Below are 25,062 nucleotides of genomic sequence, written 5' to 3'. Positions count from 1 at the left end.
CGCTTACTGCGCGACCTGGCTGAGTTCGTACGGCTGCGGATTCTGAGCGGCGTGCGGGTGCTCTCCACCCGAGTAGACCTTCAGCTTCTGCATCTGGGCACGTCCGAGACGGGTCTTCGGAACCATACCGGCGACAGCCTTCTCGACTGCGCGCTCGGGGTTGGTGGCGAGAAGCTCGGCGTAGTTGACGCTCTTGAGGCCGCCCGGGTAACCCGAGTGACGGTAAGCGCGCTTCTGTTCGAGCTTCGCACCGGTCAACGCAACCTTGTCGGCGTTGATGATGATGACGAAGTCACCGGTGTCGACATGAGGAGCAAAGGTGGTCTTGTGCTTGCCACGCAGGAGGCGTGCAACCTGCGAAGCAAGGCGACCGAGCACCTGGTCAGTGGCGTCAACGACGTGCCACTGGCGCTCGATGTCACCGGGCTTGGGTGTGTACGTACGCAAAAGTAGCCTTCTTTTCGTATCTTCTGGTGCAGTGTCATCGGCTCACCGAGTCGTGAGGTAGATGGGTCGTGACACTGATTGTCTTCGATCGGGTCTGTCCGTCGCGGGGCTTCCCCTCACCTACGGGCCTGCAACGCGTGAGGCTATGTAAGGGAACACGACGGACACACACAACGACAATCAAATATACATGCACCTTCGCCTGCGGAGCAAACGCTCAGAGCGGCCTCAGAGCAGGTGAGAACCTGAGCCGATACTATTGTTCTGTGCCGCCTCTCTCCAGCCTGCCCTCACGACTTCCCGCATTCCGAATCATGGTGCTGGGTGTCATCCTCGGGCTCCTGCTGCTGGGACTCGGTCCCCTGCAGAGTTCCGTACAGGCACATTCGCGCGCACAGACTCCGACACAGGAACAGCCTCCGACCCAGACGGCGGCCCAGGCAGCAGCCGAGACTCCGGCCCCGACTGACGGGCAGTCCGCAGACGATGACGACGCCTCCCAGCCGGCCGACGGGAAGACCATTCTCTACGGCATACCGGGCCTGACCATCAACGACATCGACCCCGTGCGCACTCCGAACCTCTACGCGCTGCTCTCCGAGGGAGCCGCCGCCAACCTCAACGTGCGCACCATCGGCTCCGCCACCTGCCCCGCATCGGGATGGCTGTCCCTGGGTTCCGGAGCCCGCGCCCAGGCTGGTCCCTCCCCTGAAGCGGAGGAGGCCGACGAGCACAACACGGCCCGCTGCCCCTCGCTGAGCGCCCCCTCGACCGACCTCGAGAACGATCCCCTGGACTCCGATGACGGGCCCGCCGAGGCGGTCGCGGACGGTGAGGACGCCGCTCAGGGTGATGAAGATCTCCCCACGGATTCGGTGGCCGGGGCGACGACAGCCCAGATCGAGGACTTCGAGGCCATCAAGGAGCCCAACGTCGGCTCCGGCTACACCGTCGACTACGGAATGCTCTCTCGCCTCGTCGATGAGCACGGGAAGGTCGTCCCCGCCGGCACCGACGCCCAGGGTCGGCAATCCCAGCTCGAACCCTGCGTCGCCGCCGAAGGTCCGGGTGCTGCCTACGCGGCCGCGGACGAGAACGGCGTCGTGCGCAACTACACCGAGGATGCTAACGCCACCGACTGCCGCCTCGACCTCGTCGACCTCGGCGCGATCGGCTCCCGCTCGTGGCTGTTCGATCCGATCCCGAACTTCTCCTACACGGTGCCGGTCAACTTCGACCGTGAGCTCCGCGTCGCCGAGGCGGACAAACGCCTGGGAGAGAAACTCGAGGAGGTGCGCGCTTCGGCCAAACCCGGGGCCGCGGAACCGACGATCATCGTCGCTGGCCTCGGCGACAGCTCCGGACTCCCCCAGTTGCGCGCGTTCATCGCCTCCGGGCCGGGCTTCGAACCCGGCTCCCTGTCTTCGGCGACGACGCGCACACCCGGTCTGCTCCAACTCACCGACCTCGCCCCCGGCATCCTCGACCGGCTGGACGTGCCCTCCCCCAGCGGGGTGAGCTTCGAAGTCACGCCCACCGACGATGATCCGCAGCAGCGCATCGACGACCTCGTCGCCGACTCCCAGAAGGCGACCTCGATCTACCAGCACCTCTCGACCTTCTCGCTGACCCTCGACATCACCTTCTACGTCCTCTTCATCGTCTGCGGGCTGCTGCTGAGCAGATCGGTCCTCGGTCGCCGAGGCGGAGCGACGGTGGGGGCGTTCGTGCACAGGTTCCTCGGCTGGGCGTCCCTGGCGATCGCCTCGGTGCCGATGGGGGCCTTCCTCGCCGGCCTCGTGCCCTGGTCCCGCATGGCCCAGCCGGGGCTGGGGCTGACCCTGTCGGTGATCGGCACGGCCGCGGCGGTCTTCGTGATCTCCGTCCTCCCACCTTGGGGTCGAACCTGGCGAGGACGCGTGGCGGCACTGTCGCTGCTCAGCGTCCTCATCATCTCCGTCGATCTGGCCACCGGTTCGCGCCTGCAGAGTAATTCGCTGCTCGGCTACAACCCGATCGTCGGCGGTCGCTACTACGGCCTGGGCAACCAGGGAGCGGCGATCTTCATCGTCGGACTCTTCATCTTCCTCGGCATCGCGATCTCCTGGCTGCGGGCTCGCGGCCACCGTCGCGCGGTCATCGTGCTCCCGCTCGTCCTCGGACTGGCGGCGGTGTTCATCTCCGGCAACCCTTCCTGGGGTGCGAAGTTCGGAGGCACCATTGCGACCCTGGCCGGTCTGCTCGTGCTCCTGGCGCTGATCAGCCGGATCCGTCTCTCCCTCTTCCGTCTCGCGCTCATCGGAGTCGTCTCCCTGGCCGTGCTCATCGGCATCGCCTTCCTCGACTGGCTGCGCGAACCGGGTTCCCGCTCTCATTTCGGCAACTTCTTCGACCAGCTCGTCAGCGGTGAGGCCCTGCAGGTCATCGGCCGCAAACTCGGCGCGAACCTTCACATCATCCAGGTCAATCCGGCGCTGGCGATCGTCACGCCCCTGGCGGCCATCGCGATCCTGCTGTTCCTGCGCTACCTGGTCCACTTCCCCCGGGTGGCGCCGAAGAGCAGAACGGCGAGGCTGGCGAACAAGTGGCGCGGCAAGCTGCCCCAGGTCTTCGCCGACCAGGATCTGCACTACGGCTTCCTCGCTGCCGTCACCGCCCTCGGCGTCGGTCTCGTCCTCACCGACTCGGGCATCGCGGTGCCCTCGACCGGGGCGATGGTGCTGCTGCCGTATCTGCTCGCGCTCAGCGCCGAGCACGCGAAGGACGCCGTGGCCCGGCCGAGCTCTGACGGGGGCTCTCCCACCTCCGGACGGGGGCAGGGCACGCACCTGCTCGCCGAGGCGAAGGAAACGAACGCCCCCACCGAGGCGAAAGGCTCGGGGCGGACATGAGAACCGCTGCTCTCCCGCTGCTCACGCGCGTCCTCCTCGGCGCGCTCGCAGCACTCGTGCTCGTCCTCGGACTGCCGCAGACAGCGCAGGCCACGGACCCTGCCAAGGACACCGCAGCCTCCGACACCACGCAGTCGGCGGAGGACTCGACCGCCGGGCCCGCAGACCCGGCGGAGGACACGCAGGCCGGAACCGCCTCGACGGGCAATGGGACGATCGGCATCGGCGTCTCGGGCTTCCGCTTCGAGGATCTGGACCCGCGGACCACGCCGAACCTGTGGAAGATGATGAAGTCCTCCGAGATCGGGACCATCACGCCGCGCAGCGTACGGTCGACCAGCTGCCCGGTCGACGGCTGGCTGGGTGTGGGCTCGGGGCGTCGGGCCGCCGACGAACCGCGCGATCAGTGCCGCGATCCCCAGCCGCCCCTGGACGGCTGGGTCGCCGACTGGGACGTCTACGCCCAGGTCGCGCGCGGGGACAACTACGATGCCACGCTGGGCGGACTCGCCGAGGCGGTGCCCGAGATCTCGGCGATCGGCTCTGGGGCCGCGATCGCCGCTGCCGACCCGGCGGGCCACGTCGAGAACTGGTCCCCGGTGGGCCGGGACCTCGGCGAGGAGGCGGCAGCGGACTCGGCCGCCGGCAAGCTCACTCTCGTCGACCTCGGCAACACCGCCTCGGACGGCTATTCCCTCAAGGACCTCGACCGCCGGGTGGGCACCATTCTGCGTTCGAGCGGCTGGTTGAGTGCGGACGGGACCACCATCGAGACCGGCCGGTCCCCGATCCTCTTCTCCTCGATCGCCGACGGCGCCGACGACGGCTCCTCGATGCAGGCGACGATGATGCTGCGGCCCGGCCAGGAACCGGGACTGCTGACGTCCTCGTCGACCCGGCAGCCGGGACTGATTCAGGTCCCCGACATCGCACCGACACTCGTGCAGCTCTCCGGCGGCGAGACCATGGACAATGTGGCCGGGGCACCGATGACCTCCGATTCCGGCGGCTCGAACTGGGAGTCGCGGTACCAGGCGGTGCTCGACCGGCAAGTGGCCGTGAAGACTCAGAACGACCTGTCCACCTGGTTCTTCCCGGTCGTCGCCACCCTGATGGTGGGTCTGCTCGTCCTTGCCTGGTTCCTGCGGAAGAACCATCGGGATCTCGTGCACTCCGGGGCCTACCGGCTGGGCATCGTCTTCGCGGCGATGCCGGTGTCGACCTATCTGGTCAACACTCTGCCCTGGGAGCGGGCGACGAACCCGGACATCGCAATGCTCGGCGCCGTGGCCGGATGGTCGCTGGTGCTCGGGTCGGTCGCGCTCCTCGGTCCTTGGCGCAGACACACTCTGGGGCCGGTGCTCTTCGTCTCCGTGGTCACCGTGTGCGTGCTCGCCTACGACGTCGTCACGGGCTCTCAGCTGCAGATGTCGACCCTGCTCGGTGAGCCTCTGCTCATCGGCTCGCGCTTCTACGGCATCGGCAACTCGGCGCTGGCGCTCTACTGCTGCGCCCTGCTGCTCTCGGTCGCCGGATTCGCATCCCTGACGAAGAAGCCGCTGACTCGCCTGCTCATCGTCCTCGTGCCGGTGTTCGTCTCCTGCGTGATCCTTGCCGCCCCCGGCCTGGGGACGAAGTTCGGGTCCGTACCGACGCTCATCATCGGCGTCGCCTATATCGCCCTTGCCGCGGCCGGCATCCGCTTCTCGTTCAAACGGCTCGGGCTGACCGTGGGCATCGCCGGGTTCGTCATGCTCACCGTGCTGTTCCTCGACTGGCTGCGTCCGGCGGATCAGCGCACGCACTTCGGCCGCTTCTTTGACTCCATCATCAGCGGGGAGGCTCTGGGCGTCCTCGCCCGTAAGATCGGCATGAACATCGACATCCTCACCCAGTCGTGGATGACCCTGATCCTGCCGCTCATCATCATCGGCGTGTTCTGGCTGGCCTTGGCACCGCAGCGATTCTCTCTCCAAGGCCTGCGCGAGGCCTACGCGAAGATCCCCCTGCTCCGGGCCACTGTCATCAGTCTTGCGATTCTGTTGGGAGTCGGCACGATCATCAACGACTCCGGCATCGTCGTGCCCGCCGTCGGCATCCTCTTCCTCGTCCCCGTCTTCGTCCATCTCGAGACGTTCGAGACCAGACATTCGCGGCTCGGCTTCGGCCGCCGGGACGACGGCACCGAGCGGGAGCAGAACGCGACGGCAGAATCGATCGACGGCGGCGGCGACTAGTGAGGACACCGCGCCTGTGAATACGGCGGGGCCGGAACGATCATTCCGATCGTTCCGGCCCTGCCGTCGTTCCGTCGTGTGACGGACTCAGCTGTTGATCTTCCTGCGGCGGACCACCGTGATGGCCGCGCCGCCGCCGACGATGAGTGCCAGTGCCGCGGCCACGATGTTCAGGGCTTCGAATCCGGTCCGGGGCAGATCCCCGCCATCCTTCGACCCGTTCGCATTTGAACCGCTGGCATCGGATCCGCCGGCGCTCGAGCCGCCGTCGGCACTCGCCGAGGCGGAGCCGGAGGAATCCGAGCCCCCGCCGTCGGCGTTCGCATTCGCACCGGAGGCGTCGGCGTCTGATCCGTCGGCACCACCATTGGCGTCCACGCCGTCGGCCGATCCGTTGTCTCCGCCATCGGCATCCGCACCGTCGCCGACCGAGGCCGTGGCTTCGAACTCGTGGCTGAGCGGCAGCGGGTTGTCATCCCACCACTCGGCTTCGCCTGCCTGGAGACTGACCGTGACGGTGACGTCGCCGGAGGCATCCGCGGGGGCGGTGACGGAGATCGGGGTCTCGCTCTGCCCGGCCGGGATCGACTCGAGGGTGATCGTCTTCGCCGCAGCATCGGCCTTGACCTCGGGGGCTTCGGCCGTCGCTGACTTCTGCTGGGCGCCGGCGGCCGCCTCGGCGGTGTAGCCCTCGGGCAGATCGACGGTGACGTCCACGGGTCCGGCGACCTCGTCCTTCGCATCGGTCTTGAGCATGAAGTCTGCGCTCTCGCCCGGCTTGAGGCTCTCGGGGCCGTCGAATTCGACCTTGAGGTCGCCGTTCTCGATGACGTCCTGGGCCGAGTCGGCCTGGCGTTCCGTCTTGTCCGGGGCCACCGGCTCCTTGGCGTCCTGCTTCTTGTTGAAGTAGTTCTCCCAGGTCTCAAAGTCGGTGAGACCCGACTGCTCGAAGTCGCCCTTGGCGAAGGAGGTGAAGTTGTCACCACCGGCGGCGAGGAAGCTCAAGGTCGCAACCCGGTACTCCTTGTTCTCGTCGATCTTCTCGCCATCGACTATGACCGACTTCACGTGCTCGCCGCGATCGGCCTTCGAATCGTAGACGACATCGAGGTCATCGGAGATGCCGAGGTGGAGGAAGGGCCGTGAGGAACCGTCAGGCTGCCACTGCTCTTCGAAGAGACCGATGACGTCCGAGCCCTTCATCGTCACCACGCCGTGGTCATTGGCGAACGGCAGCACGCCGTTGAGTTCGGCGACCGTGACCTCGCACTTCTCCTCATCGTTGTAGATGTCATCGCAGAGCAGATCGGTGCGCAGTCCGCCCGGGTTCGTGATGCCGAAGTCGGCCTCGTCCAGCTGCGTCTCCTCGACGCCTTCCTTGAGTGCATCGGCGACGAGGTTGCCCAGAGTGGATTCGGCACCGCGGTCCTCTTCGCCGTCCTTCTTCGCCCGGGTGATGTCTTCGCTGATCGTTCCCGAGACCTCGGAGCCGAGCTCTTTGGCCTTCTCATCGGCGGCGGAGACGATGTCGGCGACCTCGTCGACGACCGGTGAGTCGTAGCTCTTGTCCGCGGTTTCGAGGAGATTGACCGCTCCGGCGTCCCAGTTTCCGTCACCATCGGCCCTGAGCTCGACCTGACCGACGATGTCGCCGTAATTGGCCGCCTCGAGGACAGGGCGGGTACGGTCGGGCTCACCGGGAACCGGAGCCTCGAACTTGTACGGCAGGTGCGTGTGACCGGTGAACAGAACGTCGACGGAGGCGTCGGCCTCGGTGACGAGCTTCTTGAACTCCGCGTTCGAGGCTTTCGCGTCTTCGAGGCTTTCGGTCGTGGACGCGCCGAGGTGGGCCTCGACGACGGTCATGTCCGGCTGTTCATCCTCGGGCAGCTCTTCGAGCTCTCCTGCGACGCGGTTGACGGCGTCCGTCGGGTCGCCGAAGTCGAGTCCGGAGATGCCGTCGGGCGAGACCAGCGAGGTGGTGTCTTTGGTGACCACGCCGATGACGGCGATCTTCACTCCCGCGACGTCGACGACAGAATATTCGTCGAGTCCGTCGACGACGTTCTCGGTGCCTTTGTCGTAGACGTTGGCCGCGAGGTAAGGGAAGTCCGCCTCCGAGGTGACTCGACCCGTGAGGTCATCGATGCCTTTGTCGAACTCGTGATTGCCCACGGCCGAGGCCTGCACGCCCATGGCGCCCAGGACATCGATCGTCGGCGAATCGTTCTGGGACGAGGAGACGTAGGTCGAGGCACCGATGTTGTCACCGGTCGAGAGCAGCGCGGTTCCGGCGTTGTCTCCGCCGGTGCCGAACTTCGCCCGCTCCTCCTCGACCACCGAGGCGACCTGGGTGCCCGCCTCGGAGATGCGTCCGTGGAAGTCGGTGAGGTTGAGCAGCTGGACCGAGGTGCCCTCAGGGGCGAACTGCGTGGAGTTCTCGTCGCCGGAGTCGTCCTGGGACTCGGAGGCGGCATCGCCCGATGTCGCGGACCCGCCGTCGGCAGATGAGTCGTTCGACGACTCGTCGGGGTCAGCGGGAGCGGATTCGCTCGGCGCCGTGGCGCTGTCTTCAGTTGAGTTTCCGCTTCCCAAGGAGGGTGCTGCGACGACCGGAGCGAGGCCCGGCAGCGTCAGCATTGACGCCACAGCCCCCGTCGCGATCAGCTTGGTCACAAGTTTCGACATGTATTCGGTTCCTTTGATCGTGTCATCCGCCGCACTGCCGCCGTGGATCGAGGGGATTATCATGCACGGCCATCCTGCCGGGCCAAGGCAAACGAAGAGTTACCTGTTAGTGAATGTACACAGGATTCTCACATCTGGGAAGGGGGCTTTTCCCATCAAGATGGCGTGAAGCTTCGCGGAAGTGCGGCAGACCGCCGATCGGCGAGGTTCTATTCGAGGTCGCGACGGGCCATGGTCTGGGCCGCACGGAGAGCATACTCACCCGGCTCCGGATAGCCCACCTCGGTGAGCACGAGACCGTGGGCTGGGGACACGAACATGGGCGCGGACGGGCTCAGCCCGGATTCCGCCTCGGCGATGAGTTCGGCCGGCCGGGTCACCGGCCAGGTGCCGGAGCCGACCTTGATCAGTCCGCCCACGAGCGCCCGGACCATGTGGTGGCAGAAGGCATCGGCGCGCAGGTCGATGGTGATCACCGCATCGTCGTCCCGGGTGACGAGGAGTTCGTGCATGGTGCGGATGGTCGTCGCCCCCTCGCGGGGTTTGCAGAAGGGAAGGAAGTCGTGGAGGCCTTTGACCTCTGCGGCGGCCTCGGCCATCGCCTCGGCGTCGAGCTCTCCCTTGTGCCGGGGTGTGACGGCGACCAGCAGCGGGTCGATGAAGGAGCGGCGATCGGCCAGCCGGTACTGGTAGGCCCGCCACAGTGCGGAGAATCGGGCGTCGAAGTCCTCGGGCACCTCGGTGACCGCGTGGATGATGATGTCTTCGTGCCCGTCCGCGCTCAGGGCCCCACGCAGACGTGACACCACAGCCGCCTCGGCCGACCTCGAGGATCTGCCGATGAGCTTCTCCAGTGCCGCCTCGGCGAGGTCGATGTGGACGACCTGACGTCGGGCGTGGACACCCGCATCGGTGCGGCCGGCGACGACAGTGCTCACCTCGGTGCCGGTGATGCGGGCCAGGCCCGATTCGAGTCCGGCCTGGACGGTGCGCAGGCCGGGCTGTTTGGCCCACCCGTGGAAGTGTGTGCCCTGGTAGCCGAGGTCGATGCGGAAGCGGGTCACGCCTCGCCCGCCTCACTGCGGGGCTCGCCTGCCTCGTTGCGGGGTTCGCCCGCCTCGGTGCCGGGTTCGCGGGCTTCGGTGAAGAGTTCGCGGGCCCGGAAGACGCCCTGGAACAGTCGCGACAGGAAGCGGCGACGCTGCCGGTGATAGCGTTCGACGTTCGTGTTGTAGAGGCGGCTGCCGGCGAGGATGCGTTCGGTGAGCACGGTCAGCTGACCATGGAGCAGCACGACGGTGGTGTCGAGCTCCTCGCGCAGGTCACCGCCCAGGGCCAGAGTCGATTCGGGAGGCCGGGTCTTGTTCGAGCGGGTGCCCGGGATGCGCGCGGCCGCGTTGATCGCCTCGGTCAGGGCGTTCTCCGCCGCCGCCCCGCGACGGTCGAAAGGGGCCCGCTCGGCGGAGGCGAGGGCGAGTTCGACCCGACTGAGATCGCTGCCGGTGATCTGCCCCAGGGTGCCGATGAATGCGGGGACGAGGGCGTGTCGGGCTCGGAGTTCGACGATGAGTTGCCGTTTGGCCTCATCGCACAGAGACCTGGCCATCGACAGCTGGTTGAAGCGCAGGATCGTGAGGACGAGCGCGATGACGACGAGAGCCACGAGCACGCAGGCGACGACGATGAGCCAGAGCATGGCCACCCCTCCGTCCGTGTGATGGTGTCGTGATACCGACACTGTCCCCGCATTTCCGACACTTCAGTTTACGCAGGGTTCAGACTGCTGGCGAACGCGCCATGTGCCGGTCACCGAATGTCGAGATGGGGCGGGCGATTTCGGGTATTCGTCGCCGACTGGACTCCTCACCGTCACAGGGTCTTCACCCGCGGGGACTCAACTGGGTGGTGTGAGAGTAGCGATCATTGCAGAATCCTTCCTCCCCAATATGAATGGGGTCACCCACTCACTCCTGAGAGTCCTCGACCATCTGGCCGATCGCGGCGATGAGGTTCTCATCATCGCCCCCGGCACTCGCCGGGACGGTCCCAGAGAGGTCGCCGGAGCGCGCATCCTGCGTGTGCCCTCCATCGCTCTGCCGAAGTATCGGCGCATCCGCGTCGCCCCCGGCGGGGTCGCCCGGATCCGCCGCCTGCTCGAGCGTTTCGCTCCCGATGTCGTCCACCTCGCCAGCCCATTCGTCTTAGGCTGGCGCGGGGTTCTGGCCGCGCAGGCTCTCGACCTGCCGACGGTCGCGATCTATCAGACCGAAGTCCCTGCCTATGCCGCCCGGTACGGCATGCACGGGATCGAGGCGATGCTGTGGTCGCATGTGCGCAATATCCACCAGCACGCCTCGCTGACGCTGGCGCCGTCCTCGTACACGATCGATCAGCTGCGTGGGCTCGGGGTCGCCGAGGTGGATCTGTGGGCCCGTGGGGTCGATTCCACCCGCTTCGACCCGAGTCACCGATCACAGGTGTGGCGTCGAACCGTTGCCCCGAACGGGGAGAAGATCATCGGCTTCGTCGGCCGCCTCGCCGCGGAGAAGCAGGTCGACGATCTCGCCGTGCTCTCCGATGTGCCCCATTCGAAGCTCGTCATCGTCGGTGACGGACCGTGGCGGACGAAGCTCGAACGAGCCCTGGCCGGTGCCCATTTCACGGGCTTCCTGGGCGGGGACGCTCTGGCCCAGGCCGTGGCCAGCTTCGACATCATGGTCGCCCCCGGCGAACTCGAGACCTTCTGTCAGACGATTCAGGAGGCCATGGCCTCCGAGGTTCCCGTCGTCGCCCCGGCCCGCGGCGGTCCCCTCGATCTCGTCGACTCCTCCCGAACCGGGTGGCTCTACACTCCGAAGGATCTGGGTGCGATGCGCGCCCATGTCGCCGACCTCCTCGGCGATGCGGCCAAACGCCGCGCCTTCGGGATCGCCGGTCGCGAGCAGGTGCTCTCGCGGAGTTGGAAGAGCGTGTGCTCCCAGCTCGTCGGCCATTACTCGCGGGCAATCGAGAGCCCGGCTCCGCAGGTCATGGGGCGCGGATTCGCGAGCATCTACCGCACCGAGGCCCAGGGCATCTCGGCCCGCTAAAACACGGCTGACCTGTCACGGCTGTCGGGTCACAGCCCCTTCGCCCAGTCGGCGACGGTGAGCACGGTGGCCTGCTTGGGGAAGACCTTTTCGGTGAGAACCCGGTGGACCTCCTCGTCGCGATCGGCGCAGGCATCGGAGAGCACGGTCAATTCGAAGTCGAGATCGGCAGCTTGCCGGATCGTCGAGAGCACGACCCCGCTGGTGGCGACGCCGGTGAGGATGAGCGATCTCGTTCCGTACCCGCGCAGCAGCACCTCGAGGTCGCTGCCGGTGAACGCGCTGATGCGACGCTTCGTCACGATCGGTTCGCCCTCGTGACGTTCGAGCGTCTCGTGGATGCTCGTCGAGGCGTGTGCCTCATCGAGGTCACCGTGGGCGGCGATCTGTGCGAACGAGGCGGTCTCGGCGAGTTCGGGCTGGCCCTCACGCAGGGCCACGCGCACCCAGACCACGGGGATGCCGCTGTCCCGCGCGGCGGCGACGGCGTCGCGTGCTCTCTCCAGCACGCCGGTCTTCGTGAATGCTTCGTCCCCGGCGATGCCGTTCTGGAAGTCCATTGCGAGCAGAACGGGACGGTCGTGCGCTGACATGGCGTCTCCTTCGAGAGGTCGTTCGGCAGGCTGTCGTGGCCTTCGCTACCGACGATACTCCCGCGATCTCACGACCGGCTGAAGACGAACGGAGGGAAAGCTGGGCGGGAGACGTTCAGTCCACGATGCCGGGCGCCCGGGTTCGTATCGAGTCCGCGGGCTCGGGCGCCCGATCGGACTCGCCGAGGAGGCCGGAGAGATGCGAGATCGCACGGATCATCCGGCTCGCCGTCAGGGCGATCACCTCGGGGTCGATGCCGAACACGCGCAGCGGCGAGACGATTTCGACGAAGGCCTCGAGCAGCTGGTCAAAATCTACCAACCCCACGACGTTTCAAAATGCGCTTAAGTAGAACGTCCATTGTCGGTACAAAAGTCAGGAGCTCTTCGTATTGTTGCGTTTCGTGGTCGCCACGACTAACGACATGCTGCTGGACTGAACGTATTTCGTCCACTCTCGCGAATCCAGAAATTCATCAACGAGTCGACGGTCAACAACATCGAACTTGAGGACGAAGGTCCAGTCCCCCGCGATCCGAACGGCGTACTTGATAGTGTCGTCACCGACCAGTGCCCGGGTCGCGAGCTCGATATCAGAATCCCGCACCCGCAGCCACATAACGATCTCAGCCCCAAGACCAAGGTGACAGGGGGCTATCGCTGCACGAATTTGCAGCTTTCCCTCACGGCGAAGTCGGTCCAGTCTCCGTCTGACTGTCGCGACCGATGTCCCGACCTGTCGTGCGAGCTCATCGTAGCTCTGCCGTCCGTCCTCTTTGAGAACCTTGAGAATGGTGGCATCCTCATTGTCGAGATCGATCTCGAATCCCAGTTTGAGTTCGGGAGCCTGCGGACAGGACTCGATGAGTCCCAGCCGCTGCTGCGAGGTGAGTACACCTGGGCGCCATGTTCGGGCGGTACGCAGGTAGCTGAGGACCGGGTACGCCTGCCACTCAGAGACTCCGGGTATTGCCGGAATCTCGTCAAGGAGAAACTCCTCCTGCTCGGCCACTGGGACCGCAACCGCACCGATGACGTCGCTGGTCCCCGTGGTGAGATGGACCCACATGGTCGAGTCGAGCTTGCTCAATGCCATCGACGTCATTCTCGCCTGCCCCGGTCCGCTGTTGATGGACAGGACGAATCCGTGAGCAGGAACATTGAACGCAACTATCTTCACCGTGCCATCGGCGATGAGAGCATTGCCACGTCGGGCAACTGTTCGCTCGTTCTCATCAATCGCCTCGGCGATCCTCTGCCACGATGCACGACCGTCAATGTGGAGTGCCTCGAGAATCTTCTGATTTGTATGGTTTTCAGCCACCGACCATCCTCCTCGTGCATGAAATCGTCATCGATGTGTCCGATGTCACCATTGTGCGCGAATTCGTTGACCCTCAGATTTCCTGACTGAATACTGGACGGAACCTCCACAGATGTGATGTGCGTCAACGACAGGAGCTCATATGGCCGGTTTCCTCCTTCGCAGAGCAGGGGCGCTGATTCCCGTCCTCATCGTGGTTGCGATAGTCACGTTCCTCCTGATTCACCTCATGCCCGGCGACGCGGCCGCAGTGATGTTGGGCCCGGAGGCCACTCCCGACCAAGTAGAGACGCTGCGGCAGAGCCTGGGACTCAACGAGCCGCTCTATCTGCAATTCTTCACTTGGGTCGGTAACGCTCTGCAGGGTGACCTCGGCCAGTCATTCTTCATCGGTCTACCAGTGACCACGGTCATCAACGCCGCGTTGGCACCGACGATCAACCTTGCGATCTTCGCCGAGATCATCGCCATCTTCGTGGGTGTTCCTGCCGGCATCATTGCCGCTCGCAAGCAGGGCACAGGGACCGACCAGACGGTGATGGTCGGCGCGCTTCTCGGCATTTCGGTGCCGAGCTTCCTCCTCGGCCTCTTCCTGATGCTCGTGTTCGCTGTTCTTCTCGGCTGGCTCCCGGTCGCAGGCTACTCACCGCTCGAAGACGGTGCCCTCGGGACGCTGCGGTATCTTTTCCTTCCCGCTATCGCTCTCGGAAGCATGCAAGCGGCGCTTATCGCCAGGATGACGAGAACCAGCATGCTTGAGACTCTGTCCAAGCCCTATCTCAAGACGGCGAAAGCCAAAGGGCTGTCGGGCAACCGCATCATCTATAAGCATGCCCTACGCAATGCTGCGATGCCGATTCTAACCACGATTGGGCAGACGCTCGGCACACTCGTCGCCGGTGCCGCTGTGGTTGAGACCGTCTTCAATGTTCCCGGCTTGGGGCAGTTGATCGTCAATTCGATCGAACGTCGGGACATCGTCGTCATCCAGGGAGTCATCCTTCTCATCGCCGTGTCCTACGTCCTCATCAATTTCCTTGTCGACGTTCTCTACAGCGTCCTCGACCCGCGCGTGCGCTACTCCTGAGGAGGACGAATCATGACAGACACTATGACGGTCGGTTCTCTCAACCGCCTCAACAAGACTTACTCACGGCGGTCGATGTTCCTTCGACGTTTCGGTGCGCACAAGCTGGCGATGACAGGTGGCATTGTGCTGGCCGTCGTCGTTGCAGTCGCCCTCTTCGGCCCGCTGTTCGCTGGAGATCCGCTGGCGCTCAACCCCTCCCAGCGATTGGCACCGCCGAGCCTCGATCACCCGTTCGGCACTGACAACTATGGCAGGGACACTCTGGCGCGAGCTGTCGCAGGCGCAAGGGTCTCTCTGCTCGTCGGTGCTGTCACCGCCATCATCACCTCCGTGTTGGGGGCCGTCATCGGTCTGTTCGCCTCGTACAACCGGGTCGCCGAAACCATCCTCATGCGCATCTCCGACGGCCTGATGGCGTTCCCCGCCATCCTGTTGGCGATCGCCATCATGGCCGCGATGGGCCAGCAGACGTCGAACGTCATCATTGCACTGAGCATCGTCTTCACCCCGTACGTCGCTCGAATTGTCCGGTCAGCGGCACTCGTGGCCAAAGAGCAGACGTACGTCGAGGCACTGCGATCACAGGGTGCCTCTCTGTTCCGAATCCTATGGATCAACATCTTCCCCAATGTCCTCTCCCCGCTCATCGTCCAGGCTACGTTCGTCTTCGCCGATTCGATCATCACCGAGGCGGCCCTGAGCTTCCTCGGAGCTGGTGTTCCGCCACCGGCCCCCAGCTGGGGAAATATGCTCCTCGACGGTAAGACGCTGATCTACAACGCGTGGTGGATGACGGTGTTCCCTGGCGCCTTCATCATGTCGACGATTCTCGCCGTCAACCTCCTCGGCGATGGCCTCAGAGACCTCCTCGATCCGACCTTCAACCGCAGGAAGTGAGCACAAAGATGACCAATCTGCTCGACGTAGTCGATCTGCGCACCAGCTTCGAGACCGAGCGCGGCACGGTGACGGCCGTCGACGGCGTCTCATTCACCGTCGCTCAAGGAGAAGTCGTCGGCATCGTCGGAGAGTCTGGCTGTGGAAAAAGCGTGACAGCCGAGTCGATCCTGCAGTTGCTCGATCCGGCTTCGACTCGCTATTCGGGCCAGATGAACTTCGCTGGTGACGATCTACTCAGCTTCGACGACGAGGCGATGCGCCGGATTCGCGGAAATCGGATTGCGATGATCTTCCAGGATCCGATGAGCGCGCTCAACCCAGTCTTCTCCGTCGGCGATCAACTCACCGAGGCGATCCTCGCCCACAGGAAGGTTGGCAAACGACGCGCGCGCACAGCGGCCATCGAACTTCTTGAGAAGACGGGAATCCCCGAACCCGAACGCCGGATGAGGCAGTATCCGCACCAGCTCTCCGGAGGACAACGTCAGCGTGTGATGATCGCGATGGCGCTGTCCTGTGATCCGGAGCTGCTCATCGCCGATGAACCGACCACAGCCCTGGACGTTACAACTCAGGCGCAGATTCTCCGGCTTCTCATCGAGCTCAAGGACGAGTTCAACGCCGGAATCCTTTTCATCACACACGATCTTGGCGTCGTTGCGGAGATCTGCGATCGTGTTGTCGTCATGTACTTGGGCGAAGTCGTGGAGTCGACAGACGTCACCACTTTGTTCGACAACCCCGCGCATCCCTACACGCGAGGGCTGATGGCATCAACGCCGGATCTCGATTCCGATCCAGCCGCCGACCTTCCGATCATCCCTGGGGCCGTCCCCACCCTCCACAACGTTCCCAGCGGATGCCGCTTTGCTGATCGCTGTCCCGTCGCACTTCCGGAATGCCGGGAGGGACCCATCGGACTCACCGCCCTCTCACCAAACCACACGTCTCGGTGCATCCGCAGCAAGGAGCTCGTCGGAGTTTCTCCATTGAAGAATGAGGCGACGCGATGACCCATGATCGGACCGTATTGGAAGCCCGTAACCTGTCGAAGACCTTCGCCTCACGCTCGTTCCTGGGCCGAACGGTGTCCGAGACGAAAGCCGTGAATGACGTGAGCCTGTCTCTGAGCGCAGGGAAGACTTACGCGCTCGTCGGTGAATCGGGATCGGGAAAATCAACGACAGGACGGCTGCTACAAGGGCTTATCAGCCCGACCGCCGGAGATGTGCGGGTCATCGGTGCCGATGGAATCAGCTCTGAGCAGAGTACAGCGCGCGCGAACCGTGACGTGCAGATGATCTTCCAAGACCCTTATTCCTCGCTCAATCCCAGGCGCCGCATCCGCAGCATCCTCGAAGAATCCCTGCGCATCATCGGCGAACGGGGTTCAAAGGTCCTCCGCACAAGAGTCGACGAGGCACTTTCGGCAGTGGGCTTCTCCGACGAGCACGCACAGCGCTACCCGCATGAGTTCTCCGGCGGACAGCGCCAACGCATAGGCATTGCTCGTGCGCTGGTCGCCTCGCCACGCATCATCATCTGCGATGAACCAGTATCGGCGCTCGATGTCTCAATCCAGGCTCAGATCCTCAACCTTCTGCGCAAGCTCCAGGCAGACCTCGGACTCGCGTATCTCTTTATCACGCATGACATGTCCGTTGTCCGCTACCTGGCCCATCGGGTCGGTGTCATGCACCAGGGCCAAATCGTCGAGGAGGCAGATACCGCGGACCTGTTTGCCGACCCGCAGCACGACTACACAAAACGACTTCTCTCCTCCGTCCCTATCCACCACCCGTCCCAGAGAACCACTGCAAAGGGCTGAACGCATTGAATATCGACACAATCACCGTCCGCCGCGCCTCACTAGATCTCATCACTCCCTTCACAACAAGCTTCTCCACTCAGACCAATCGAGATTTCCTCATCGTCGAGGTCAATTCCGGAGGCACGACCGGCTACGGCGAATGTGGTGCATTCGCCTACCCCTACTATTCCGAGGAGTACACCTCAGGTTGCGAACTCGTGCTCACCGAACATCTCATTCCTCTCCTGATCGGCACCGATATCAGCCATCCGAGCGTGGTTCGTGATCTTCTCGCCCCCATTAAGCGCAACAACATGGCAAAGTCCGCTGTAGAGGGGGCCATCTGGGACCTATGGGCAAAAAATGAAGGCGTGTCCCTTGCAAACGCCGTCGGCGGCACCAAGTCCTCTGTCGAAGTCGGACTCAGCGTCGGCATCAAGGAATCGGAGAGCGAACTCGTCGATTTCGTCTCCGCGGCCGTCGATGAGGGGTTTGCGCGGATCAAGGTCAAGATCAAGCCCGGGGCGGATCTGTCATTCCTCCGTGCCATACGCGCCGAGCACCCCGAGGTCCCGCTCATGGCCGATGCGAACAATGCCTACACCTTGGCCGATACCGAGCACTTGAAGCATCTCGATGAACTCGATCTAATGATGATCGAGCAGCCGCTCGCTCATGACGACATCGTCGATCATCGTCACCTGCAGCAGATGCTGCGCACACCGATCTGCCTCGACGAGAGCATCCACTCCGTACACGACACTCGCAAGGCCATCGAACTGGGCAGTTGCAGAATCATCAATATCAAGATCGGACGCGTCGGAGGAATCAGCGAGGCCAAGGACATCGAGCAGCTATGCCGAGACGAGGGGCTTTCGGTTTGGTGCGGAGGAATGCTCGAGTCCGGAATCGGTCGCGCGCACAACCTTGCAATCGCCTCGCTTCCGGGGTTCACTCTGCCAGGCGACACCGCGCCCTCGGCTCGCTATTGGAAGAAGGATGTCATCTCCCCCGAGGTCACCATGGACCGCGGTCGTGTCGACGTCCCACAGGGCCCGGGCATCGGCTTCGACATCGACGTCGCACATCTCGAGGCAATCACCACCTCCGAACGCACATTCGAGGTCGACGGCCGATGAACAAACCCAGTTCCTCGGCGCTCGGCCTTGACGATTCAACGGCACTTGAGCTCGTGGCGAGAATTCAGCGCGGTGAGTTCACCGCTGCACAGGTCGTCACCGCGCATCTCGAGCGCATCGAAGCCGCGAATCCAAACATCAACGCCCTCCTCGATGTACACCCCGAGGAGGCTCTGTCCGAAGCGCATCGCATCGACCGGCTCTCCCTCGCTGAGCGGCAGAATCTTCCTCTTATGGGCCTCCCAGTTGCGGTCAAAGATCTCATTCCTGCCGCAGGATTTCGACACACACAGGGCAGTCCGATCTTCTCGACGCGAGTTGCATCACGAGACCACATCGTCGTCTCGCGGATGAAACAAGCCGGCGCCGTGGTCATTGCGAAGTCGAATACGCCAGAATTCGGACTGGGCTCACACACTTACAACTCAGTAACTGGTCTCACTCGCAATCCGTACTCACTTGAGCACTCTGCAGGAGGCAGCTCTGGTGGAGCTGCTGCTGCCCTTGCCTCGCGCATGCTCCCTATTGCGGACGGCAGCGACACGGGTGGTTCCCTTCGCAACCCTGCCTCGTTCTGCAACGTAGTAGGTCTCCGCCCCTCCCTGGGCACAGTTCCCAATTCTCCCAACGGGCTCGCCTATGGGACTCTCTCCGTTAAGGGCCCGATGGCTCGAACTGTACGAGACACTGCTCATCTGCTGGCAAGCATGGTCGGATTCACCTCGGTCGATCCCTTTTCGTACTCCGTCGACACCACCGCATTGAGTGAAGTGGCGACCTCGGCCATAGGATCAACGCTCGGAGAGCAGAAGATCACCGCCGCCTATTCGCTCGACTTCTCTGGAATGTTTCCCGTCGCCGATTCGGTCAGATCGGTCGTAGAGGCCGCCGTGGCGGAACTTTCCGGGGCAGACTTCCAAGTCAAACCGAGGCACCCGCTTCTGTCGGAGGCAAAGGAGGCATTCCGCACGCTACGGGGTCTGCAGATGCTGGCTACGCTTGGCCCTCTCGCCGACAAGCACAGCGATCAGATGAAAGATGATGCCCTGTGGAACGTCGAAGCAGGACGGCGAGTCTCCGGCCAGGACGCGTCCGAGGCATTGGGGGCACAGTCGAGGTCATGGTCAGAGATGGCCGAGTTTTTGACGAATGCGGACGTTCTCATCACTCCGACGGTCCAAGTCCCTCCTTTTGACGTTCGAATGCGTTACCCCCGAGAGATCGACGGCACCTCGATGTCTGACTATCTCGACTGGATGACGCTTCCCAGCATCATCACAACGACAAATCACCCCGCGATCTCGATACCGGTGGGGTTCACCAGTTCAGGGCTTCCCGTCGGCATCCAATTGGTCGGACGCTTCCGAGATGAAGCTCGACTGCTCGAGATCGCCAAACGGATCGAGGATCGCATCGGATCATGGAAATCAGCCCCAGACATCGACTGCACAACCCGGGTCGACCGATTTCCAGACATTAACTGATCGAGGCTCGGGAAGGAACATATCTCATGACAGCACAATGTCAGACACTCATCACGGGCGGCCGAGTGGTCGATCCCCGACATCACATAGACGAGGTCCTTACCGTCGGCATCACGGATGGGCGAATCGTCCACGTCGGCAGCGAACCGATCCCGGCACAGCGGACAATCGACGCGACAGGGTTCGTCGTCGCTCCGGGCTTCGTCGATATGCATAGTCATGCTCAGAACAGAATCGGACATCTGCTGCAGGCTCATGACGGAGTCACCACTAGCCTCGAACTCGAATGCGGCGCGGCACCTCTGAACCACACGCTCCGCGCTGCCGGCAGCGAAGGAAGAGCCCTCAACTACGGCTATTCAGCGTCCTGGTTGCTTGCCCGGATGATCGTCATGGAGGAGATGAACGCCGATCAGGCGGATCAACTGCCCACTCTCCCTTTGGAGATGTTCAGCGTGCTTCAGTCCAGTGGGAATTGGGCACGGCCAGCAACTGAGGACCAGCGAAAGAAGATCATCGAGCTGGTTGCCGAACAGCTCGATGACGGTGCGATCGGCATCGGTGTCCTTCTCGGCTATGCGCCCGCGATCGATTCAGCGGAGCTTCATGCTCTGGCTCGACTCGCGGACGAGTATGACACGCTACTCTTCGTCCATGCGCGTTATGGGGCTGAGATCGAGGGGCATACCGCCCATGAGTCCGTGAACGAACTTGTCGAGCTCAGCGAAGCGACGGGCGCGCGAATCCACATCTGCCACTTCGCAAGTTCGAATGCCGGGGACAACGAGCTATCAGCCGAACAGCTCACGGACGCGATTAACCGGGGTCTGCCGTTGACCACAGAGTCCTATCCCTTTGAATTCGCGTCCACCGTGATCGGTGCCGACTTTCTGTCTCCTGAGATTCTCAGGAGCAATGGAACTCCCGCCTCAACCATCACCTATCTTCCGGGAGCGGAGCAGGTGTCATCGTATGAGAGGCTGGCCGAACTGCGCGCCGAGGACCCGGGCGGACTGTGCCTCATCCAGTACTACGGCCCCGGCCTGCCAGCTGGCGTCGATAAGCTGCTGTCTACGCTGTCATTGCCCGGAGCCGCGTTCGCGTCGGATGCAATGCCGTTAACACGTATCAAGGGAATCAATGAGGGAGAACCTGTGCCGACCGGGTTGCCGGTTCCCGAAGGCTTTGCTGTCCACCCGAGAAGCAGTTCATGCTTCATCCGCGCGCTCTCCTGGCTACACCGGGACAGCGGTCTCATGGGCCTCAGCGAGGTCATCGCGCGTTCAAGCGACATTCCCGCCAAGATCCTGGCTACCGGTGCGCCTGCCTTCGCGGCCAAGGGCCACCTCGGTGTGGGTGCCGATGCGGACATCGTCGTCATCGATGTCGACTCCGCCGAACCTCAATCAGAACCGTCCCCGGTGATGACGGCGGACGGTGTCGTCCACCTATTCGTCAACGGTCAGCTGCTCATTGAGAACCGCGAGTACACCGAAGTAGCAGCACAGGGCGGCCGGCCAATCCTCGCGACGGCCAGTTCGACAAAAGCGAAGGGCTTGGGATGAGACGATTACTCCTCGGCGCACTCTTGGCGGCGTTGCTGCCACTGAGCGCGTGCACCGGTGGTGGGCTAGGTGACGCGCAACGCGGTACAGGCAACAGCTTCATTGTCGCGTGGAATGCTCAGCCTCCGACACTCGATCCGCTCATGACCACATCCACTGCGACGCGTGACATCGCACGCAACTTCTTCGAGCCACTCATCACCATCGATGCCGACAACCAGGTCAAGCCAGTGCTGGCAGACTCGTTCTCGCTCTCCGACGACGGAACCCTTGTCAGCTTCACCCTCCGCGAGAACGTGAAGTTCCACGATGGTTCGACTATGGAAGCGGAGGACGTCGTTGCTTCGCTCGAAGCGTGGATAGCGAAAGCTTCCGTGGGGCAGCTGTTCTTCTCAGAAGCCGACGTATCGTCTCCAGCACCTGACAAGGTGGAAATCAGACTGCCGGACCCACTATTCGTGGCTCTCCCGCTCCTAGCTGACCAAGGACAGCTCCCGGCAATCCAGCCCAAGGAAATTCTCGAGGCAGCCGGCGACGACCCAGTCGAGAAATTCGTGGGAACCGGCCCATACACTATGGAGAAGTGGAACACTGACCAATACGTACAGATGGCGCATTTTGACGACTATGTTTCTCCTGGGGGTGAAACCAGCGGCACTGCTGGCTCGAGAGAAGCAGCCTTCGATTCGATGTTCTTCTACTTCGTCAATGATCCCTCCACCCGAATGTCCGGCCTCCAGACCGGCGAGTACGACGCTGCCAATGCTCTGCCTCCTGACAATCTGGAGATGCTCGAGGGAGACGAGAACATCAATCTCACAACGGGTGACAACGGGTTCAACGCGGCGATCTTCAATAAGAAGAGCGGGGTGATGGCCGATCCCAATATGCGCAGAGCTGTCCTCGCTGCGACGAATATCGATGATATCCAGAAGGCAGCCTTTTCTTCGGAGAAGCTCTATGACACGAATGGTGCACTCATGCCGAAGAGTTCAGAGTGGTATTCGGATGAGGGCCTCGAGACCTACAATCATCCCGACCCCGAACAGGTCGACGAACTCCTCGACAAGGCAGACTACAACGGTGAAGAAGTGCGCATCCTCACTTCACGCGAGTACGAGGAGCACTACAACAACGCCGTCGTGATGAACCAGCAGCTCAACGACGTAGGAATCAAATCGCGACTCATCGTCACCGATTGGGCCACGGTTCTCCAAAGCCGAACCGATGATAAAAGCTATGAAATCTTCATCACCGGATTCTCACCGACTTCAACTCCACTGACTCAAGTCTTCTTCGATCCGATCTGGCCGGGGTGGACGGAGAGCCCGGAGATCGATGACGCATTCGACACCATCGTCCATGCGCAAAGCGGCGATCAGGCTGTGTCCGCGAAAGATGACCTTCAGAAGGCGTTCTACGACTACCTGCCGGTGCTCAAGTTCGGAGCACGTTCCACAACAACTGGCATCAGGTCAGGTTTCACCGGGCATGAATTCACCGCGGCTTCTGGCGACATCTTTTACAACGTCCGTACAGAATGAAAAACATTGCACGAACGTGGAAATTATCAACAGTCGCGTCGCATTCTGATTGGCTCCAAGCGAAATTGCGTTCAGTCCACGATGCCGCGGGCGTCGAGCGCCCGGCCGGTATCCTGAGCGTACTTGACCGAGCGGAGGATCGCCGGGATCACCCGGGCGCGCAGGTTCGTATCAAGTCCACGAGCCCGGGCGGCCCGATCGGACTCGCCGAGGAGGCCGGAGAGATGCGAGATCGCTCGGATCGTCAGGCTCGCGGTCAGTGCGATCACCTCGGTGTCGATTCCGAACACGCGCAGCGGCGAGACGATGACCGCGAAGGCCTCGAGCAGCTGCGCCACACTCGTCGTCAGGGTCAGCAGCAGCGCGGCCTGCACACAGGCGAAGACGGTGCCGCCGACCGTGAGTCCGGCCGCGAGAGTCCCGATGAAGAGCTGGACCGCGATGATGATCCCCACGAGCACTCCGGCGTAGAGCCAGGTCTTCCACAGGTGTCGCCACCGCAGCCGCGCGGTGAAGCCGAGGACCACGAGGACGGCGAACATCGACCAGTTGATGATGGGGTCACGGAAGATCAGGGCGACCAGGCCGATGATCGCGATGACCCCGAGCTTCCAGCCGGTGGGCGTGCGATGCAGCCAGCCCGCAGGGCGAGCGACTCGGCCGAAGAGCTGGGCCCGGCGACGGATCCCGGTGGTCTCTCGGCGGCTCACGGCGTATCGCTCATGATGAGCTCCCGGTAGGCGGCGACCGCCTCGGCGGGTGGACCGTCTTCGACGATCCGTCCGGCCTCGACGACGAGGGCGCGGTCGGCGATGCTCGCGAACTCGAGGTCGTGGGTGGAGAGGATGATGCGCACCCCGCGGCGAGCGACGAGATCGGCGAGCACTCGGCGCAGCCGCTCCCGATTGCGCAGGTCGAGCAGGGTGGTCGGCTCGTCGAGGACGAGGATCTGCGGGTCGACGGCGAGCACCGCGGCCAAGGCGACGAGCTGCCGCTGGCCGCCGGAGAGCTCATAGACGCTGCGATCGGCGAGATCGGCGATGCCGAGCTCCTCGAGGACCTCGAAGGCGGCGGCCCGTCGTTGCCTCTTCGGCACGCGTCGGCGCAGAGAGAGTTCGATGTCCTCGAGCGGGGTCGGCATCACGAGCTGCGCGGCAGGATCGGTGAAGACGAATCCCACCCGGGACCGCACCTTCCCACCGTCGACGGCCGGGTCGAGCCCGTCGATGAGGACGCGGCCGGAGCTGGCGGTGACGAGTCCGTTGAGCAGCTGCAGCAGCGTCGACTTTCCGGATCCGTTCGCGCCGATGAGCGCGACCACGGACTCCGTAAGGGTGGCGGAGACTTCGTTGAGCACGGGTCTCCAGACGTCGCCGTCCGGAGTCTCGTCGAGCACTCCGACGCCGACGTCGCGCAATCGGATCGACCGTGCGGTCGAGGCTGGCTCGGTCACCGGTCGGCGTCCGCAGCGGTTCCGGAGTCCGCGACGGTTCCAGTGCCAGTGACCCTCCCAGCGTCCGCAGCGGTTCCGGTGCTCCCGACTGCTCCAGTACCCGCACGCACCGGGGCACCGCCTCGGCGGCGGAGGACATCGGGAAACGCCCGGTGGATGAGCAGCGCCACGGACACCGCGAGCACGTTCTTGATGATGTCGCCGGGCCAGTAGGCGAGGTCGGCGACGGCGGCCACGGGCAGGGGCAGGTCGGCGTTGATCGACATTCCGAGGATGCCCAGCGGGTGGTTGAGCAGCAGGCTCGAGCCGAGCGCGCCGGCGAACAGCGCCGCCCACAGCTTGCCGCCGCGGAACCGGCGCAGGGCCCAGCGGGCGACGAACCCGGCGGCCAGGGAGTAGAGGGTGAAGGAGACGAGGTAGCCGGCGCTCGGCCCGGCGAGGACCCCGATTCCGCCGTTCATTCCGGAGAAGATCGGCAGGCCGAGGAGGCCGAGTGCGACGTAGAGCCCCGTGGCCGCGGCACCGCGCCAGGGGCCGAGGACGAGACCGCACAGGGCGATCGCGAAGGTCTGCAGGGTGATCGGCACGCCGGCCGGGCCGACCGGGACCGGCGGCAGCATCGCGAACGCCGCGAGCAGGGCGGCGAATACCGCGATGAGGGCGACGTCGCCCGCCCGGCTGGCCGATCGAGGTCGGACGATGCCCGCCGAGGCGGGACCGTCGGTGTGCGCGTGAGTCATGAGTTCTCCGTTGGTTGGGATGCGCCCGAACCGGGCCCGGGCGTCCCCGAGTCTGGCTCGGGCATATC

The 25,062-nt window shown here is 63.8% G+C and carries 21 protein-coding genes; 11 read left to right on the top strand and 10 right to left on the bottom strand.

Features of this window, described 5'->3' with window-relative positions; translation table 11 throughout:
* Positions 1–3 precede the first annotated feature (3 nt).
* Positions 4–447 carry a 50S ribosomal protein L13 gene (gene rplM / locus ACH82I_RS15725; RefSeq protein WP_413333964.1) on the bottom strand — a complete coding sequence of 148 codons (444 nt, stop codon included), beginning with the start codon at positions 445–447 and terminating at the stop codon, positions 4–6.
* A gap of 266 nt (positions 448–713) precedes the next feature.
* Here rplM and ACH82I_RS15720 point away from each other — a divergent pair, with 266 nt between their 5' ends.
* Positions 714–3,338, top strand: a complete 2,625-nt coding sequence (locus ACH82I_RS15720; RefSeq protein ID WP_413333962.1) for a hypothetical protein — start codon at positions 714–716, stop codon at positions 3,336–3,338.
* Complete coding sequence (locus ACH82I_RS15715) at positions 3,335–5,575, top strand: hypothetical protein (RefSeq protein ID WP_413333960.1); 2,241 nt, start codon at positions 3,335–3,337, stop codon at positions 5,573–5,575. Before ACH82I_RS15720 ends, ACH82I_RS15715 begins: the two co-directional genes overlap by 4 nt.
* 87 nt (positions 5,576–5,662) lie before the next feature.
* On the opposite strand, the gene ACH82I_RS15710 is transcribed toward ACH82I_RS15715, so the two are convergent.
* From ACH82I_RS15710 to ACH82I_RS15700, 3 genes are all read right to left on the bottom strand, one after another.
* The gene (locus ACH82I_RS15710; RefSeq protein WP_413333958.1) at positions 5,663–8,263 is read right to left on the bottom strand and encodes a 5'-nucleotidase C-terminal domain-containing protein; all 2,601 of its coding nucleotides are present in this window, start codon (positions 8,261–8,263) and stop codon (positions 5,663–5,665) included.
* A 209-nt stretch (positions 8,264–8,472) separates the two neighbouring features.
* Positions 8,473–9,327 carry a tRNA pseudouridine(38-40) synthase TruA gene (gene truA / locus ACH82I_RS15705; RefSeq protein WP_413333956.1) on the bottom strand — a complete coding sequence of 285 codons (855 nt, stop codon included), beginning with the start codon at positions 9,325–9,327 and terminating at the stop codon, positions 8,473–8,475.
* On the bottom strand, positions 9,324–9,959 hold the full coding sequence (locus tag ACH82I_RS15700) for a LemA family protein (protein ID WP_413333954.1): 636 nt from the start codon (positions 9,957–9,959) through the stop codon (positions 9,324–9,326). The genes truA and ACH82I_RS15700 overlap by 4 nt, the downstream gene beginning before the upstream one ends.
* A gap of 211 nt (positions 9,960–10,170) precedes the next feature.
* Here ACH82I_RS15700 and ACH82I_RS15695 point away from each other — a divergent pair, with 211 nt between their 5' ends.
* On the top strand, positions 10,171–11,352 hold the full coding sequence (locus ACH82I_RS15695) for a glycosyltransferase family 4 protein (protein ID WP_413333952.1): 1,182 nt from the start codon (positions 10,171–10,173) through the stop codon (positions 11,350–11,352).
* 29 nt (positions 11,353–11,381) lie between these two features.
* Here ACH82I_RS15695 and ACH82I_RS15690 read toward each other — a convergent pair whose 3' ends face one another.
* From ACH82I_RS15690 to ACH82I_RS15680, 3 genes are all read right to left on the bottom strand, one after another.
* Positions 11,382–11,945: a cysteine hydrolase family protein gene (locus ACH82I_RS15690; protein WP_413333951.1), complete on the bottom strand. Its 564-nt coding sequence runs from the start codon at positions 11,943–11,945 to the stop codon at positions 11,382–11,384.
* Between the two features lie 115 nt (positions 11,946–12,060).
* Complete coding sequence (locus tag ACH82I_RS15685) at positions 12,061–12,267, bottom strand: hypothetical protein (protein WP_413333949.1); 207 nt, start codon at positions 12,265–12,267, stop codon at positions 12,061–12,063.
* A gap of 54 nt (positions 12,268–12,321) precedes the next feature.
* Entirely contained in the window at positions 12,322–13,269 is a 948-nt protein-coding gene (locus tag ACH82I_RS15680; protein ID WP_413333947.1) for an Lrp/AsnC family transcriptional regulator, read from the bottom strand.
* A 142-nt stretch (positions 13,270–13,411) separates the two neighbouring features.
* On the opposite strand from ACH82I_RS15680, the gene ACH82I_RS15675 reads away from it, so the two are divergent.
* Genes ACH82I_RS15675 through ACH82I_RS15640 form a run of 8 tightly spaced genes read left to right on the top strand, consistent with a single transcriptional unit; the run spans position 13,412 to position 22,801 of the window.
* Positions 13,412–14,356: an ABC transporter permease gene (locus tag ACH82I_RS15675; protein WP_413333945.1), complete on the top strand. Its 945-nt coding sequence runs from the start codon at positions 13,412–13,414 to the stop codon at positions 14,354–14,356.
* A 12-nt stretch (positions 14,357–14,368) separates the two neighbouring features.
* The gene (locus ACH82I_RS15670; RefSeq protein WP_413333943.1) at positions 14,369–15,256 is read left to right on the top strand and encodes an ABC transporter permease; all 888 of its coding nucleotides are present in this window, start codon (positions 14,369–14,371) and stop codon (positions 15,254–15,256) included.
* Between the two features lie 8 nt (positions 15,257–15,264).
* Positions 15,265–16,272, top strand: a complete 1,008-nt coding sequence (locus tag ACH82I_RS15665) for an ABC transporter ATP-binding protein (RefSeq protein ID WP_413333941.1) — start codon at positions 15,265–15,267, stop codon at positions 16,270–16,272.
* The gene (locus ACH82I_RS15660) at positions 16,269–17,087 is read left to right on the top strand and encodes an ATP-binding cassette domain-containing protein (RefSeq protein ID WP_413333939.1); all 819 of its coding nucleotides are present in this window, start codon (positions 16,269–16,271) and stop codon (positions 17,085–17,087) included. The genes ACH82I_RS15665 and ACH82I_RS15660 overlap by 4 nt, the downstream gene beginning before the upstream one ends.
* Positions 17,088–17,092: 5 nt before the next feature.
* Positions 17,093–18,208: an o-succinylbenzoate synthase gene (menC, locus tag ACH82I_RS15655; protein WP_413333937.1), complete on the top strand. Its 1,116-nt coding sequence runs from the start codon at positions 17,093–17,095 to the stop codon at positions 18,206–18,208.
* Positions 18,205–19,692: an amidase gene (locus tag ACH82I_RS15650; RefSeq protein ID WP_413333936.1), complete on the top strand. Its 1,488-nt coding sequence runs from the start codon at positions 18,205–18,207 to the stop codon at positions 19,690–19,692. Before menC ends, ACH82I_RS15650 begins: the two co-directional genes overlap by 4 nt.
* Before the next feature lie 26 nt (positions 19,693–19,718).
* Entirely contained in the window at positions 19,719–21,257 is a 1,539-nt protein-coding gene (locus tag ACH82I_RS15645) for an amidohydrolase family protein (protein ID WP_413333934.1), read from the top strand.
* The gene (locus ACH82I_RS15640; RefSeq protein WP_413333932.1) at positions 21,254–22,801 is read left to right on the top strand and encodes an ABC transporter substrate-binding protein; all 1,548 of its coding nucleotides are present in this window, start codon (positions 21,254–21,256) and stop codon (positions 22,799–22,801) included. The genes ACH82I_RS15645 and ACH82I_RS15640 overlap by 4 nt, the downstream gene beginning before the upstream one ends.
* A gap of 71 nt (positions 22,802–22,872) precedes the next feature.
* On the opposite strand, the gene ACH82I_RS15635 is transcribed toward ACH82I_RS15640, so the two are convergent.
* Genes ACH82I_RS15635 through ACH82I_RS15625 form a run of 3 tightly spaced genes read right to left on the bottom strand, consistent with a single transcriptional unit; the run spans position 22,873 to position 24,994 of the window.
* Positions 22,873–23,511 carry an energy-coupling factor transporter transmembrane component T family protein gene (locus tag ACH82I_RS15635; protein ID WP_413333931.1) on the bottom strand — a complete coding sequence of 213 codons (639 nt, stop codon included), beginning with the start codon at positions 23,509–23,511 and terminating at the stop codon, positions 22,873–22,875.
* Positions 23,508–24,254: an energy-coupling factor ABC transporter ATP-binding protein gene (locus ACH82I_RS15630; protein WP_413333929.1), complete on the bottom strand. Its 747-nt coding sequence runs from the start codon at positions 24,252–24,254 to the stop codon at positions 23,508–23,510. The genes ACH82I_RS15635 and ACH82I_RS15630 overlap by 4 nt, the downstream gene beginning before the upstream one ends.
* The gene (locus tag ACH82I_RS15625) at positions 24,251–24,994 is read right to left on the bottom strand and encodes a biotin transporter BioY (RefSeq protein WP_413333927.1); all 744 of its coding nucleotides are present in this window, start codon (positions 24,992–24,994) and stop codon (positions 24,251–24,253) included. Before ACH82I_RS15625 ends, ACH82I_RS15630 begins: the two co-directional genes overlap by 4 nt.
* Positions 24,995–25,062: the final 68 nt, after the last annotated feature.

Origin of the sequence: Brevibacterium sp. GP-SGM9 (genome assembly GCF_047300845.1) — a bacterium.
Taxonomy (GTDB): Bacteria; Actinomycetota; Actinomycetes; order Actinomycetales; family Brevibacteriaceae; genus Brevibacterium.
Note: the sequence above shows the minus strand (reverse complement) of the source record. Positions and strands in the feature narration are given on the sequence as shown.

Coding starts and splice junctions, on each gene's coding strand:
- ACH82I_RS15715 (WP_413333960.1), top strand. CDS start 3,335: ATGAGAACCGCTGCTCTCCCGCTGCTCACGCGCGTCCTCCTCGGCGCG.
- ACH82I_RS15710 (WP_413333958.1), bottom strand. CDS start 8,263: ATGTCGAAACTTGTGACCAAGCTGATCGCGACGGGGGCTGTGGCGTCA.
- ACH82I_RS15700 (WP_413333954.1), bottom strand. CDS start 9,959: ATGCTCTGGCTCATCGTCGTCGCCTGCGTGCTCGTGGCTCTCGTCGTC.
- ACH82I_RS15690 (WP_413333951.1), bottom strand. CDS start 11,945: ATGTCAGCGCACGACCGTCCCGTTCTGCTCGCAATGGACTTCCAGAAC.
- ACH82I_RS15675 (WP_413333945.1), top strand. CDS start 13,412: ATGGCCGGTTTCCTCCTTCGCAGAGCAGGGGCGCTGATTCCCGTCCTC.
- ACH82I_RS15670 (WP_413333943.1), top strand. CDS start 14,369: ATGACAGACACTATGACGGTCGGTTCTCTCAACCGCCTCAACAAGACT.
- ACH82I_RS15665 (WP_413333941.1), top strand. CDS start 15,265: ATGACCAATCTGCTCGACGTAGTCGATCTGCGCACCAGCTTCGAGACC.
- ACH82I_RS15660 (WP_413333939.1), top strand. CDS start 16,269: ATGACCCATGATCGGACCGTATTGGAAGCCCGTAACCTGTCGAAGACC.
- ACH82I_RS15650 (WP_413333936.1), top strand. CDS start 18,205: ATGAACAAACCCAGTTCCTCGGCGCTCGGCCTTGACGATTCAACGGCA.
- ACH82I_RS15645 (WP_413333934.1), top strand. CDS start 19,719: ATGACAGCACAATGTCAGACACTCATCACGGGCGGCCGAGTGGTCGAT.
- ACH82I_RS15640 (WP_413333932.1), top strand. CDS start 21,254: ATGAGACGATTACTCCTCGGCGCACTCTTGGCGGCGTTGCTGCCACTG.
- ACH82I_RS15625 (WP_413333927.1), bottom strand. CDS start 24,994: ATGACTCACGCGCACACCGACGGTCCCGCCTCGGCGGGCATCGTCCGA.